This is a genomic window from Nocardia sp. NPDC004722, assembly GCF_053601505.1.
Genome location: NZ_JBSGBY010000171.1, coordinates 1 through 13,887, shown reverse-complemented (window position 1 = coordinate 13,887; position 13,887 = coordinate 1). Strand labels below are relative to the sequence as shown.

The window sequence follows — 13,887 nt, the reverse complement described above, 5'->3', positions numbered from 1 at the left end:
ATCGTCCGGGCCCACTGTGGAGGCGGCCTTGACTTCAATGCCAACTACTTCGCCGGTGTCGTATCCGGCATCGGCGACCAGCAGGTGGCCGGTGGGCTTCTGCCAGCCCTTGACGTCGTGTTCCCAGCGGTAGGGCTCATTGGACACGTACGCCTGCTGCATGACCCGGCCGTGCTCGGCCACGAAGCGGCTGGGCGTGCCGTCGTAGGAGGCGTCGGCCTGTTCCTTCTTCACGTACCCGTTGGCGATCAGGTAGTCCATGTAGATCTTGCCCTCGGAGTACAGGATCGGGGCATTCGTGGCGGGAATGTCCTTCCACGAGTTGACCGTGTACGTGGCGGGGTCCCACATCACGATCTGCGGGTTCTTGTTCAGTGAGGCGAACACGCCGGTGAGCGGGAACTTGGCCTTGGCGCGGACCTGCTCGTCGGTGGGCACCAGGCCCAGGGTGATCGAGTTGTCCTGGTACATCTGGGCGGGCACGGGCTGGCCGCCGAGGAACGGACCGCCCAGGCGCACTTCCACATTCACGCCGGTGTCGCCGAGCGGCCCGGAGTACGCGCCCTTCTTGGCGTCGACGGTGCCGTTGGGGCCGACCAGCTGGTAGGCGGCGGCCCGCTCGGGCGTGGCGTACCAGTCCGTCTGGATGACAATGGTGGCCGGGCAGATACCGGCGAGCGCACCTTGGCCGGTGGGCTTGGGCGTGGTGGCGCCGCCACCGCAGGCGGCGGTGAGCAGGACACTGCCGACGAGGGCGGCAGTGGCGAGGACACGTTTCTTCACGAGCATTCCTAGGGGGTCGAAACAGGGTGTAACAGTGGGGGTTCGGCTATTTGGTGGCGCGCTTGCCGTGCGCGCGGTCCACACGGCCGGCCAGGAAGTCGAAGATCCAGAACAGGATCAGCCCGACCAGGGAGGACAGCAGCAGCGCGGTGAGCAGTTCCTCGGTGGCCAGGCGCTGCCGGTAGACGTCGATCATGCGGCCGATGCCGGGATCGCCCTGGCGGAAGAAGAAGTCGGCGACGATGGAGCCGATGACGGCCATTCCGGCCGAGATCTTGAAGCCGGAGATCATCGCCGGAAGCGCCGCGGGGAGTTGCAGTTTCAGCAGTCGTTGCCACCGGGTCGCGCCGTGCAGGGTGAACAGGTCGTGCTCGGCGGGCTGCACGGACTTCAGGCCGAACAGCGTGTTGGTGATGACCGGGAACAGCGACACCATGACGCACACGATCACCCGGCTGCCGAACTCGTAGCCGAACCAGAAGCCGAACAGCGGCACGACCGCCAGCACCGGAATCGTCTGCAGGATCACCGCATACGGGTACAGCGAATACTCCGCCCACTTCGCCTGGCTCATGAGGACCGCGAAGCCGACACCCACCACCATCGCGATGACGAGGCCGACCAGGGCGATCTGCACGGTGGAGCCGAGCGCCGAGAGGATCTCGGTGCGGGTGGCGGTGTCCAGCAGACCCTTGGAGATCACCGATTCCGGTGGGGGCAGCAGGAACCGGGATTCGGCGGGGATCAGGACATGGCTGGCCAGACTCCAGGCGGCCATCACGAACGCGAACACCAAGGCGGGCGCGATGATCCGGATCGGGGCGGTGGCGAAGGGCCAGCGCAGTTTTCGCGGGGCGCGGGCGGACGCGGTGGTCGCCTCGGAGGTGACGAGAGCGTTGGGAGCGACGGCGGTCATGCGGCTCGCCCCCGGACCGCGGGCAGGCCGCGTTCGGCGTCGTGCAGGGCGGCGGAGACCTCCGCGGCGACCGCGCCGAACTCGGGGGTGTAGCGCGATTCCGGTGTGCGCGGAAACTCCAGGGGCACAGCGATATCGGCGGCCACCCGGCCGGGGCGGCCGGTCAAGACGACGACCCGGGTGGACATGAAGACCGCCTCGGCCACCGAATGCGTGACGAAGACGCCGGTGAATCCGGTCCGCCGGTACAGATCACCGACCTCCTCGTTGAGGCGCTGGCGGGTGATCTCGTCGAGCGCCCCGAACGGCTCGTCGAACAGGAACAGCTCCGGCGCGCCGGTCAGGGCCCGGGCGATGGAGGTGCGCATGCGCATGCCGCCGGAAAGCTGTGCGGGCTTGTGGTTCTCGAACCCGGTCAGGCCCACCAGGCCGAGCGCCTCGCGGGCGGCCGCCCGGCGGGCCCGCTTGTCCGCGCCCGCGAGTTCGGCGGGCAGTTCGACATTGCGCAGCACCGACCGCCACGGCAGCAGGGTCGCCTCCTGGAACACGTAGCCGACCTTGGTGGTCGCGACGGAAACCGTTCCGCTGCTGGGCTTCTCGAATCCGGCGGCCAGGCGCAGCAGGGTGGACTTGCCGCAGCCCGACGGTCCGACCAGGGAGACGAATTCGCCGGGGCGGATGGCGATGTCGATGCCGTCGAGAGCGTGGGTGCCGTTCTCGAAGGTCAGACCGACCTGGTGAAAGTCCAGGGCCGGGCCGGTGTATACGTTGCCGCCCGCGGCGGGCTCCGTATTCCCGTCCGGGCCTTGGCCTTTGCTGGGTGTCGATGGGGTGGTGCGCATGTCACAGTTGTATCGGCGGCTCATTGCCGGATGCGGTCCATGCGATTACGCCCTTGTTTCGTATACGATCATTCGGCCAGGAGGCCCGCCACCACGCGGCCGCGCTTGACCACGAGGGCGCGCGGCGGCACCGAAACGACGGCGGCAGCGGGCGTTTCGGCCGACACGGCGAACAGGTCGGCGACGCGACCGGGAGCGAGTCCGTAGTCCTCGACGCCGAGCACCGCCGCGCCGCCGTAGGTTGCGGCGTACAGGGCCAGCTCGATCTCCGGATCCGCGACCAGGCGATCACGGAAGGCGACCTGCATGACGCGGCGCAGCATGTCGCCGTCGCCGTAGGGGGTCCACAGGTCGCGGATGCCGTCGTTGCCGAGGGCGAGGCGGGCTCCGGCCGCGTCCATCGTGCGGACGGGGACCACGGGCGCGTCGCCGACGGCGCAGGTGATCAGGGAAACGCCTGCCTCGGCAAGGTTTTCGGCGATGCGGCGTTGCTCGTCGGCGGGCAGCTCGCCCATGGCGTAGGCGTGGCTGATCGTGACGCGGCCGGACAGGCCCGTCGAGCGGGTGCGCGCGGCGATCAGGTCGAACTGCCAGGCCCCGAGCGCGCCGCGGTCGTGCAGGTGGATGTCGATGTGGGTGCCGTATTTCTCGGCGAGGGTGAACAGCAGGTCGAGCTGACCGGTGGGGTCGCCGTCGACGCCCGCCGGATCGAGGCCACCGATCGCCTCGACGCCCTCGGCGAGTGCGGCTTCCAGAAGTTCGGCGGTCCCGGGCCTGCTCAGCAGGCCGCCCTGCGGGAAGGCGACCAGTTGGACATCGACGCGGCCCGCGTGCCGGGCGGCGGCCGCGCGGACGGCGTCGACGCCGCGCAACCCCACCTCCGGGTCGATGTCGACGTGGCTGCGGACGTGCGCGGTGCCGCCGGACACCATGGCCGCCAGCAGGTTCGCGGCGTAGTCGGCGCTGGGCAGACCGAGTTCGTCGCGGCGGCCCTCACCGTTGGCGATGCGACCGGCCAGGGTGCGGCCGCCGGTATTGGGGACCCACGGGCCGCCGTACATCGTCTTGTCGAGATGGCAGTGGGCGTCGACGAGGCCCGGGAACACCAGGGCCCCGGCCAGATCCACCGCGTCGACGCCGTCGGCGCTCAGCGCGGGACCGATAGCGGCGATGCGGCCATCGCGAATCAGGATGTCGGCGGGGACAACCGGGGCGCCGGGGGTCCAGGGGCGGCCGCCGGTCAGCAAGAGATCGTTCATGGGAGATACCACCGTGGTCGAAGGGGTGAGCGGGTCAGGACAGCAGCATGGCGGTTCCGGCGCCGAGGCCGAAGACGATGACGACGGCGCGGAAGACGCCGGGCCGCAGGCGGTCCGCGATGCGCGCACCGGCGACGCCGCCGAGCAGGCAGGCGGGTGCGAGGACGGCGACCGCCTGCCATTGCACGGGGCCGAAAAGGGCGACGGCGAGCATGGCGGTGGTCGAGACCGTCAGGGTCAGCAGGCTTTTCAGCCCGTTGAGGCCGGTGATCGAGGCGTCGATGCCCAGCGCGAGGGCGGTCAGCAGCACGATGCCCATGCCGCCGTTGAAGTACGCGCCGTACGCCGCGCCGAGGAAGACTCCGGCGAACAGCCGGGCTCGCGAAGCGCCGCCGCGGGCGGACAGTGCGCGGGACACGGCGGGCTGGGCCGCGAACAGCAGGGTGGCGGCGAGGATCAGATAGGGCACGATCGCCGCGAAGACCTTGGGCGGCGCGGCCAGCAGCGCCACCACGCCGCCCGCGGCACCGGCCACACCGGTCAGGATCAGCCCCGGGACCAGAGTTCGATGCTCGTCCAAGCGTTTTCGCAACGCGGCGGCCCCGCCGAGGTAGCCCGGCCAGACCGAGACCGAGTTGGTGACCGTCGCCGTGACCGGAGGCAGGCCGGTGGCCAGCAGGGCGGGAAACGACAGCAGGCTGCCGCCGCCGGCGATGGCATTGCAGACGCCCGCGCCGAAACCGGCGGCGGACAGCAGCACGAGGTGCGCGAGATCCATGGAATCCTTCCGAGCGGAATGCGCGCATCGTATACAACCTGACGCAGGTCAGCGAGCCGAAACCGGGGTGAGACAAGCCAACCCGCCGGTGCGCTGCTGGTGCAGTAGATTTGCGGGAGGCCGTCGGCGGGGGTGACGATGGATCGTATGCAAATCTCTGTTCTGCCGATCACCGGATGATGAGGACGTTGTGACCAGCACCGCCGGGCGCTTGACACCGCAGCAGCTGTGCCGCGCCGTTCGTGACGACATCATCGGTGGCATCTACAGCCCGGGGCAGCGGTTGACCGAGGAGGCGATCGCGGAGCGCTACGGCGTCTCGCGGGTGCCGGTCCGGGAGGCGTTGCGTACCCTCGAGGCCGAGGGTTTCGCCTCGTCACGGCCCTACGCCGGGGTTTTCGTGGCCGCGCTCACCGAGGAGGAGGCGGCCGATCTGCTCGAGATCCGGGCGCGGCTGGAACCGTTGTGCGCGTCGCGGGCGGCGCTGCGGCGCACGCCTGAACAGCTCGGGCGGCTCAAGGAGCTCACCGCGCTCGGGCAGGAGGCCGTGCGCGCGGGACGGCTGGAGGAGCTGGCGCGGCTCAACAGCCGCTTTCACGAGGTGCTCGCCGAGGCGTCGGGCAGTACCCTGCTCGCGCAACTGATCACGCAGCTGAGCTGGAAGATCGCCTGGGTGTACGCGGTGGAGCTGCCCCGGCGGGCGGGCGATTCGTGGCGCGAGCACGAGGAGATCTGCGCGGCGCTGCAGGCGGGCGATCCGGAGCGGGCGGCGGCGGTGGTCGCCACCCACATCGCGCACGCCGCGTCGGCCTACCGGTTCCGGCAGCGCGCCGAAGACGGTGCGCGACAGCCCGGTTCGTAACATCGGCGCAGCAATTCTCGTGCCGGAACGAAACACGGCTCTCGTATACAAACGGGATCAGTGCGTTGCGGGAGGTTGTCATGACGGTGGATCTGGTGCTGCGGGCCGCGCGCATCGCCGATGATGCGGAGCTGGTGGATATCGCGGTCGCCGACGGTGTCATCACCGCCATCGCGCCCGCGCTCCCCGATCGGGGGACGCGCGAGATCGATTGCGCGGGACGGGTGGTCATTCCCGGCCTGATCGAATCCCATGTGCACCTGGACAAGGCGCTGCTGGACTCGGAGAAGGCCAATCCCGACGGCACCCTTGCCGGGGCCATCAGCGTGACCGCCGAGCTCAAACGCGGGTTCACCGTCGCCGCCATCCGCGACCGCGCGCGCCGCGTGCTCGACATGGCGATCGCCAACGGCACCACCGCGATTCGCGCGCATCCGGATGTCGATCCGATCGTGGGACTGCGGGGCGTGACCGCGCTGCTGGACCTGCAAGCCGAGTACCGCGACCGGCTCGACCTGCAGATCGTCGCGTTTCCGCAGGAGGGCATCCTGCGCGCGCCCGGCACCCTGGAGCTGCTGCGGGAGAGCCTGCACGCGGGCGCGGACGTGCTGGGCGGCTGCTCGTACAACGAGGAGACCGTGCGGGATTGCCGCCGCCACATCGATCTCCTCTTCGAGCTGGCCGTCGAATTCGACGTGCCGCTCGATATCCACGCCGACTTCGCCGATGACGGCAGCGACCCGCGCTACACGATGGCGGACTACATCGCCGAGGTCACCGAGCGCACGGGTCGGTGCGGGCGAGTGACGCTGGGGCACATGACCTCGCTGGCCGGGCGCAGCCCCGCCGAACGCGGGCGGACCATCGAGCGGCTGGCGGCGGCGGGGATCTCGGTGGTGCCGTTGCCCGCCACCGATATGCACCTGGGCGGGCGCGGCGACACCACGAATGTGCGGCGCGGGATCGCGCCGATCCGGGAGCTGTGGGAGGCGGGTGTGACCACCGCGTATTCCTCCAACAACATTCGAAACGCGTTCACGCCCTATGGGAATGCCGATCTGCTGGATATCGGCCTGTTCCTGGCGCAGACCTCGCACCTGTCGGGTCCGGAGGATCTCGGCCGGGTGCTGGGCATGGCCACCACCGAAGCGGCACGCAACATCGGGATCGCCGACCGGTACGGGATCCGGGTGGGCGCGATGGCGGATCTGGTGGTGCTGTCGACCGAACGGGTCGCGGACGCGCTGATCGACCGGCCCGAACGCAACTACGTGTTCAAGGCCGGACGGATCACCGCGCGCACCAGTCGAACCCAGGAACTGGTCAGGTAGCCGCGCCGAGCGCGATCGCCGCCTCGATGAGCGCGTGATCGGTGCCGGGCGCGCCGATCACGCAGAGGCCGTGCGGCAGACCGTGCATCGGTGGCCGCGGCATGCTGATCGCGGGCGCACCGGCGATGGCCGCCAGGCACGTCAGGTGCAGGGTTCGGGTGCGACCGGATTCGAGTGTTCCCAGCAGCGCGGTGCGGGGCGGTGGCGGGGTGGCCGTGCTCGGCAGGACCAGGATGCGTCCGGCCAGGACCGTCCGCAGCGCGGTGGCGGCCTGTGCGAGTACGCCGCGGGATTCCTCCGCGTGGTCGCGCGTGACGGTCGAGGCGAACAGGAGCCGCTGTGCCACTTCGGGTTCCAGTGCACCGGGGTGTGCGGTGATCCAGTCGCCGTGGTTGCTCCAGGCTTCGAAAGCCTGCACGGTGCGAAACGCGGTGAAGCAGGCGTCGAGATCGAGGGATAGATCCGCCTGCTCGGCACCCCAGCGCCCTGCGGTGGCGCGGGTCGCGGCCGCCAGCTCGTCGTCGGCGACCGCGCAGAGGTTCGGGTCGACGATCAGCTCGGCGGCGGCCGATCCGGTTGCGGGGAGCAGGCATTCGGCCACCCGCCGCAGTGTCGCCGGGTCGCGGGTCAGCCAGCCGACGGTGTCGAATGAGGGAGCCAGCGGCACGACGCCCGTCGTGGGGAGACAGCCGTGCGTGGTCCGGATTCCCCACAGCCCTTGGTAGGCGGCCGGTACTCGAATCGATCCCGCCGTGTCCGTGCCCAATCCGATCGTGACCGCGCCGCTGGCCACCGCGACCGCCGATCCGCTCGACGACCCGCCCGGAATCCGCTGCGGCGCAGCCGGATTCACCGGCATGCCGTAGCGGCCGTTGCCTCCGGTGATGCTGTAGGCGAATTCGTCGGTGTGCGCGATGCCGGTGATCTCGGCCCCCGCCGCCAGCAATCGCGCCACTACGTCCGCGTGCGCGGGCCGTGGTGGCCCGAGATAGTCGGGAACCCCTGCGCCGAGCGGGAATCCGGCCACGCTGTAGAGGTCCTTCACCGCGACGGTCTCACCGTCGAGCGCCCCCTCCCCCGTGGCGGGCACCAGCGGCGTGCCCCACTCCCGCCACACTCGCTCGTCGAACGGCACCGTCTCGCTGTGATTGTCGTGCGCCGCCGTCATCAGGCACGCTCGAGCACACGTTTGGCCAGCTCGGTCCCGGCGTGGTGGGCGAAGTCGGCGATCCGCACCTCGCCGTGCACCCCACGGACCTGATCCACCGCCTGGGAGATGTTGAAATCGGCTGCGGCGCTGAGGTACAGGTACGCCTGCTGCGGATCGGCGTCGAACAACGAGACCACCAGTTCGATGGCGTTGCGGACACACACCTCCAGCGCCCGGTTCAGATTCTCGTCCAGCCCGGTAGGGATGAGCAGCCCGTGCGCGGCCGCGAACGGCCCGACGGTCCGGCCCAATCCGGCGCTGACCTCCGCGGCCGGGATCACGTCGACGGTCAGGCGCGCCCGCAGCGGCGCTTCCAGGGCGGTCAGCGCCACCTCGCCGTTGCCCTGCGCGAAATGCGGATCGCCGATGTAGAGCAGGGCGTCGGGGACCTGCACCGGCAGGAACAGGGTCGCGCCCGCCGTGAGACGACGAATGTCGATATTGCCGCCGTGCAGACCGGGCGGGACCGAGTTCAGGCGGGTGTCGGTATCGGTGGCGACGCCGATGATGCCGAGGAACGGGTGCAGCGGAAAACTGGCCTGCCGCAGGGCGTCCGGGTGCAGCGGCATGGTGCCGAACCAGGCGCCGTCGCGCGATTCCACGGCGCAGAACTGCCCGTAGTTGCCGTCGAAGCCGAGCCGATGCGCCAGTACGCCGCGCGCGTGCCGGGTGGAGACCACCCCGTAAGGGGCGCGCATGGTCAGCTCGTCGATGCGGACGGCCAGCAGATCGCCCGGTCGCGCGCCCGGCACCGCGATCGGCCCGGTGACGATGTGCGGTCCGGCCAGGGAATCGCGGCGGCGGGTGCCCGCCACCTCGATCGCGTCGGCCAGCACCTGATCGCCGTCCACGCCGAAACGGCCGAAGTAGGCGCGTGGATCCGAACCTTGGTCGTCGAGAATCCCTTCGTGACTGACGGTGTCGACCACGATGCTGCCGCCCGATTCGACGGTGGCCACCGGCCGGTCGCCGATGCGCGGCAGCCTGCCCCACAGCACCGCCGCCGGGTCCGCCGGGAGGTAGGCGTCGCCGCCGATCCCCTCGTTCGGTTGCAGCACCGCAAACGCGGGGGCGAATTCCCGCACGATCGACGTCACGATCTCTCACTCTCCTACCCCGACCGCAATTGGTCGGACCATCCGATGTGAGGACCATAAGTCAGGCGAACGGTCGGTGGCAGCGTCGGAAACCGAACGTAACTGGCGCTTTACCTGCGCGAAATAGCCTGCATACGAACGGATTTAAGGTGAGGCGATGACCGCCTCGATTCCGCCGCTGCGCCGGCGGGTACGCAGCGTCAGCGCGGAGGTCGCGGCGCATCTGGAGGGACTGATCACCCGCGGGGAGCTGCGGGCCGGGGATCGGCTGCCGCCCGAACGGGAACTGGCCGCGTCGATGAACGTGTCGCGATCCTCGTTGCGGCAGGCCATGTTCGAGCTGGAATCCAAGCAGCTCATCGAACGGCGGCAGGGCCGCGGCAGCACCGTGACCGACACCGCCCGGCACGCGGGTCATCTGACCGACGGGCTGGGTGCACTGGACATCGAACTCGGCCATGCCGTCGAATTGCGGGATCTCGTCGAGCCGCGGATCGCCCACCTGGCGGCGGTGCGCGCGGTGGACTCCAATCTGCTGTCGCTGGACCGGGTGCTGAGCCGCTCCAGCGAAACCCTCACCCCCGCCGCCTCACTGCGCCTCGACATCGAATTCCACACCCTGCTCGCGCACGCCGCCCAGAACCCGCTGCTGGTGACGCTGTGCGCGATGACCACCGAGTGGACCCGCAACACCCGGACACTGTCGCATCGCACCCGCCCCGCGCGCAGGCTCTCCCTCGAGGGCCATCAGCGGATCTTCGCGGCCGTGGCCCGACATGACGGGCCCGCCGCGGCGGCCGCGATGCAACAGCATCTGCGGGAGGTCCGCGAGGTCAGTGCGCGCTGAGGGCCGCGCCGGTGCGGAAGGTGCGCCGGTAGACCAGCGGCGACACCCCGATGGCCTCGTGCAGATGCTGACGCAGCGAAGCGCCGGTGGCGAATCCGACCTCCCCGGCGATCCGGTCCACGGAAAGCTCGGTGGATTCCAGTAATTCGCGGGCGCGGAAGACACGCTGCTGAATCAGCCAGCGCCCCGGGCTCATTCCCACTTCGTCGCGGAAGCGGCGGGCGAAGGTGCGGCCGCTCATGCGGGCCTGTTCGGCCAGGTCGGACATGGTCAGGGGTTGATGCAGGTTTTCGAGGGCCCACTGGCGGGCGTCGGCGGTGCCCGCGGCGGGCGGGGGCGGCACCGGCTGCTCGATGAACTGCGCCTGACCGCCTTCCCGCCAGGGCGGGACGACGCAGCGGCGGGCGACCATATTGGCGACCTCGCTGCCGTGATCGTTGCGAATCAGGTGCAGGCACAGGTCGACTCCGGCGGTGGCCCCCGCGGAGGTGAGGATGTCGCCGTCGTCGACGTAGAGGACGTTCGGATCGACCTGGATCTTCGGGAAACGCCGCCGGAACTGGTCGGAGAAGTTCCAGTGGGTGGTGGCGCGCCGATCGTCGAGCAGCCCCGCGGCGGCGACCACGATCGCGCCGGTGCAGATGGACACCAGCCGGGTGCCGGGGCGCAGCGACGTCACCACGTCCGATACTTCTTGTGGGAGGCCGTTTTCCAGGATCGGCAGCACGTCGCACGGTGGAATCACCACGGTGTCGGCGGTTTTCAGGATGCTCGCGTCGTGGGCGACGGCGATGTCGAAGTCGGAGCTGCTGCGGACCGGACGGCCGTCGAGCGAGCAGGTGCGGACCTCGTAGCGGCCGTCGGCGGTGCCGAACACGCGGTTGGGGATGCCGAGCTCGAAGGGATAGACGCCGTCGAGGGCCAGCACCACGACGCGGTGCGGCGGGGGCGCGTTCTCGGGGATGGCCTCACACTGCATGGCACGATCCTATCGAATAATGGCGATCTTGCCATTTTCCGGGGGTCGCGGCGACGGCAGGCTGGAGGGCATGAGCGACAAGGACATCGTCATCCCCACCACCATGAAGGCCATCCGTCAAGAAGTCCTCGGCGGCCCCGAGGTACTGCACGAGGTGGAACTGCCGGTGCCGCAACCGGGTCCGAGCGAGATCCTGGTGCGCGTGCGCGCGACGGCGCTCAACCCCACCGACTGGAAGCATCGCGCGTTGAAGGGCCTGTTCCTGCCGGACCCGCCCTACGTGCTCGGCTGGGATGTCTCCGGCGAGGTGGTCGCCACCGGCGTCGGCGTCACCCTGTTCCAGCCCGGCGACGAGGTCTTCGGCATGCTGCCCTATCCGCACGGGCACGGCGCGGCCGCTGAGTACGTCACGGTCACCGCCCGCGCCTTCGCCCGCAAGCCCGCCAACCTCGACCACACCCAGGCCGCCGCCATCCCGCTGGCCGCGCTGACCGCCTACCAGGCGATCGTGGACACCGCGAATGTGCAAGCCGGACAGCGGGTTCTGATCCATGCCGCGGCGGGCGGGGTCGGGCACTTCGCGGTCCAGATCGCCAAATCCCTGGGCGCGTACGTCATCGGCACGTCCAGCGCGGCCAATCACGAGTTCCTGCGCTCGATCGGCGTCGACGAGGTCATCGACTACCACGCGGTGGACGTCACCGGGACAGTGCGTGACATCGACATGGCGCTCGACCCGATCGACGAGGCGCACGCCATCCGCTCGCTGGACACGCTTCGCCCGGGCGGCATCGTGGTCGCGATCCGCGGCGGCGTCGGCGGCGAATTGCGGGACGCGGCAGCGCGACTCGGTGTTCGCGGCGTCTCGCTGCTGGTCGAGGCCGACCACGCGGGCATGAACGCGCTGCGCGCGCTGGCGGAATCCGGTGCGCTGCGCCCGACCATCGCGGGCACGTTCCCGTTGTCCGATGCCGCCAAGGCGCACGCCCTGGGCGACACCGGCCGCACGGTCGGCAAGCTCGTGCTCACGGTCGACTGATTCCTCGAGCGACCGAATCGTCTACCGCTCGAACAGATCCAGGTCCAGTTGCGGTTCGCGGGGCCGCACCTCGATGGATCCGAAGACCAGGTCCGGGGGCGGGACCAGGCCCAGATGCTCCCAGGCGGCCGCGGTGGCGACGCGGCCGCGCGGGGTGCGGGCCACCAGACCGGCACGCACGAGGAAGGGTTCGCACACTTCCTCCACCGTGGCGGCCTCCTCACCCACCGCGACCGCGAGGGTCGAAACACCCACGGGGCCACCGTTGAAGCTGCGGATCAGCGCGCCGAGCACGGCCCGGTCGAGCCGGTCGAGGCCGAGCACGTCCACGTCGTACACCGCCAGCGCCGCATGCGCGATATCGGTGGTGACCAGGCCGTCGGCCTTGACCTCCGCGTAGTCGCGGACGCGGCGCAGCAGGCGGTTGGCGATGCGGGGCGTGCCCCGGGAGCGGCCCGCGATCTCGGCGGCGGCATCGGATTCCAGCCGGACGCCGAGGATCCGGGCCGAACGCTCCAGGATCAGTTTCAGTTCGCCCGGCTCGTAGAAGTCCATGTGGCCGGTGAAACCGAAGCGGTCACGCAGCGGGCCGGTGAGCGCACCGGACCGAGTTGTCGCGCCCACCAGCGTGAACGGGGCGATGTCGAGGGGAATCGAGGTCGCCCCCGGCCCTTTGCCGACGACCACGTCGACGCGGAAGTCCTCCATGGCCAGGTACAGCATTTCCTCGGCGGGCCGGGCCATGCGGTGGATCTCGTCGATGAACAGCACATCGCCCTCGACCAGATTGCTGAGCATGGCGGCCAGATCACCGGCGCGCTCCAGCGCGGGGCCGGAGGTCAGTCGCAGCGCGGTCCCCAGTTCCCCGGCGATGATCATCGCCATACTCGTCTTGCCCAGACCCGGTGGGCCCGAGAGCAAGACGTGGTCGGGGGTGCCGCCGCGCAGTTTCGCGCCGCGCAGCACCAGGGCCAGCTGTTCGCGCACGCGCGGCTGGCCGATGAAGTCGTCGAGGGACTTCGGGCGCAGGCTGGCCTCGATCTCGCCGTCGGACTGCAGATAGCTTGCGGTGACGGCGGATTCGTCGTCGTAGTCCTCGGCCGGGAAGTCGTCGAAATCGTCGCTCATGGCGGTCTACCGGTTCTTGCCCAGCAGCCCGAGCGCGGTGCGCAGCGCCTGCGAGGTGCCCAGTCCGGGATCGTCGACCAGCACGGCGTCGACCGCGCCCTCGGCCTGGCGGGCCGGGAAGCCGAGCCCGATGAGCGCGTCCACCACCTGATCGCGCACGGGGGTGACGGCGGGGGCCGCGCCGGATCCCGGCGGACCCGATTGCACCGGAACCAGATTCACCTTGTCGCGCAGTTCCACGACCATGCGTTCCGCGCCGCGCTTGCCGACACCGGGCACCCGGGTGAGGGCGGCCACGTTCGATTCGGCCAGCGCCTTGCGCAGCGCTTCGGGTTCCAGGACGGCGAGCACGGCCATGGCCAGCTTCGGTCCGACCCCGGACACGGTCTGCAACAGCACGAACAGTTCGCGGGCCTCGGTGTCGCCGAAACCGAAGAGCGTCATCGAGTCTTCGCGCACGATCATGGTCGTGTAGAGCCGGGCGTCCTCGCCGCGGGTCAACCCCGATAGCGTGGCGGGAGTGGCGTTGAGCCGGTAGCCGACTCCGGCGGCCTCGATGACCACATGGTCGAGCCCGATCTCGAGAACCTCGCCGCGTACCGACGCGATCACCGCGTTACCGCCTTCCGTCCTTGTGCACCACGCTGCTGGGCCAGTCGTTCCTCGTACAGTTTTCGCTGCCGTTCGGCCAACGCCTCCGCCTTGGCCATGCGTTCCAGCATGGGCGCGCGCCAGCAATGGCAGATGGCCAACGCTGACCCGCCAGCGCGGCGGCCAGGGTCCGGGTGAAGCGGTCCGGGTCGGCGTCGGCGCGCA

General features: G+C 70.1%; 13 protein-coding genes and 2 pseudogenes. 4 read left to right on the top strand and 11 right to left on the bottom strand.

Annotated features, from left to right (window positions below; all coding sequences use genetic code 11):
- The 5 genes and pseudogenes from ACWELQ_RS18630 to ACWELQ_RS18610 all read right to left on the bottom strand — a co-directional run.
- A pseudogene (locus tag ACWELQ_RS18630) lies at positions 1–783 on the bottom strand (ABC transporter substrate-binding protein); the annotation flags it as partial.
- 46 nt (positions 784–829) lie between these two features.
- On the bottom strand, positions 830–1,699 hold the full coding sequence (locus ACWELQ_RS18625) for an ABC transporter permease (RefSeq protein WP_452398292.1): 870 nt from the start codon (positions 1,697–1,699) through the stop codon (positions 830–832).
- Positions 1,696–2,541 carry an ABC transporter ATP-binding protein gene (locus ACWELQ_RS18620; protein WP_452398291.1) on the bottom strand — a complete coding sequence of 282 codons (846 nt, stop codon included), beginning with the start codon at positions 2,539–2,541 and terminating at the stop codon, positions 1,696–1,698. The genes ACWELQ_RS18625 and ACWELQ_RS18620 overlap by 4 nt, the downstream gene beginning before the upstream one ends.
- Before the next feature lie 68 nt (positions 2,542–2,609).
- Positions 2,610–3,800: an amidohydrolase gene (locus ACWELQ_RS18615; RefSeq protein WP_452398290.1), complete on the bottom strand. Its 1,191-nt coding sequence runs from the start codon at positions 3,798–3,800 to the stop codon at positions 2,610–2,612.
- A 34-nt stretch (positions 3,801–3,834) separates the two neighbouring features.
- The gene (locus tag ACWELQ_RS18610; RefSeq protein WP_452398289.1) at positions 3,835–4,578 is read right to left on the bottom strand and encodes a sulfite exporter TauE/SafE family protein; all 744 of its coding nucleotides are present in this window, start codon (positions 4,576–4,578) and stop codon (positions 3,835–3,837) included.
- Positions 4,579–4,768: 190 nt separating this feature from the next.
- Here ACWELQ_RS18610 and ACWELQ_RS18605 point away from each other — a divergent pair, with 190 nt between their 5' ends.
- Together ACWELQ_RS18605 and ACWELQ_RS18600 are read left to right on the top strand one after the other, a co-directional pair.
- Positions 4,769–5,440, top strand: a complete 672-nt coding sequence (locus tag ACWELQ_RS18605; protein WP_452398288.1) for a GntR family transcriptional regulator — start codon at positions 4,769–4,771, stop codon at positions 5,438–5,440.
- Between the two features lie 80 nt (positions 5,441–5,520).
- Positions 5,521–6,771 carry an amidohydrolase family protein gene (locus ACWELQ_RS18600; RefSeq protein ID WP_452398287.1) on the top strand — a complete coding sequence of 417 codons (1,251 nt, stop codon included), beginning with the start codon at positions 5,521–5,523 and terminating at the stop codon, positions 6,769–6,771.
- Here ACWELQ_RS18600 and ACWELQ_RS18595 read toward each other — a convergent pair.
- Together ACWELQ_RS18595 and ACWELQ_RS18590 are read right to left on the bottom strand one after the other, a co-directional pair.
- Positions 6,764–7,939, bottom strand: a complete 1,176-nt coding sequence (locus ACWELQ_RS18595; RefSeq protein WP_452398286.1) for an amidase family protein — start codon at positions 7,937–7,939, stop codon at positions 6,764–6,766. The genes ACWELQ_RS18600 and ACWELQ_RS18595 overlap by 8 nt on opposite strands.
- The gene (locus ACWELQ_RS18590) at positions 7,939–9,078 is read right to left on the bottom strand and encodes an acetamidase/formamidase family protein (protein WP_452398285.1); all 1,140 of its coding nucleotides are present in this window, start codon (positions 9,076–9,078) and stop codon (positions 7,939–7,941) included. The genes ACWELQ_RS18595 and ACWELQ_RS18590 overlap by 1 nt, the downstream gene beginning before the upstream one ends.
- Before the next feature lie 157 nt (positions 9,079–9,235).
- On the opposite strand from ACWELQ_RS18590, the gene ACWELQ_RS18585 reads away from it, so the two are divergent.
- Positions 9,236–9,925, top strand: coding sequence for a FadR/GntR family transcriptional regulator (locus ACWELQ_RS18585; protein ID WP_452398284.1), 690 nt, complete (start codon positions 9,236–9,238; stop codon positions 9,923–9,925).
- Here ACWELQ_RS18585 and ACWELQ_RS18580 read toward each other — a convergent pair.
- Entirely contained in the window at positions 9,912–10,904 is a 993-nt protein-coding gene (locus ACWELQ_RS18580; protein ID WP_452398283.1) for a GlxA family transcriptional regulator, read from the bottom strand. The two genes, ACWELQ_RS18585 and ACWELQ_RS18580, sit on opposite strands and share 14 nt — an antisense overlap.
- A 70-nt stretch (positions 10,905–10,974) precedes the next feature.
- On the opposite strand from ACWELQ_RS18580, the gene ACWELQ_RS18575 reads away from it, so the two are divergent.
- On the top strand, positions 10,975–11,943 hold the full coding sequence (locus ACWELQ_RS18575) for an NADP-dependent oxidoreductase (RefSeq protein ID WP_452398282.1): 969 nt from the start codon (positions 10,975–10,977) through the stop codon (positions 11,941–11,943).
- 21 nt (positions 11,944–11,964) lie between these two features.
- On the opposite strand, the gene ruvB is transcribed toward ACWELQ_RS18575, so the two are convergent.
- From ruvB to ACWELQ_RS18560, 3 genes and pseudogenes are all read right to left on the bottom strand, one after another.
- The gene (gene ruvB, locus ACWELQ_RS18570; protein ID WP_452398281.1) at positions 11,965–13,071 is read right to left on the bottom strand and encodes a Holliday junction branch migration DNA helicase RuvB; all 1,107 of its coding nucleotides are present in this window, start codon (positions 13,069–13,071) and stop codon (positions 11,965–11,967) included.
- A gap of 6 nt (positions 13,072–13,077) precedes the next feature.
- Positions 13,078–13,683, bottom strand: a complete 606-nt coding sequence (gene ruvA / locus ACWELQ_RS18565) for a Holliday junction branch migration protein RuvA (protein WP_452398280.1) — start codon at positions 13,681–13,683, stop codon at positions 13,078–13,080.
- Positions 13,680–13,887 (bottom strand): annotated as a pseudogene (locus tag ACWELQ_RS18560) (hypothetical protein); the annotation flags it as partial. The gene ruvA and the pseudogene ACWELQ_RS18560, both read right to left, overlap by 4 nt.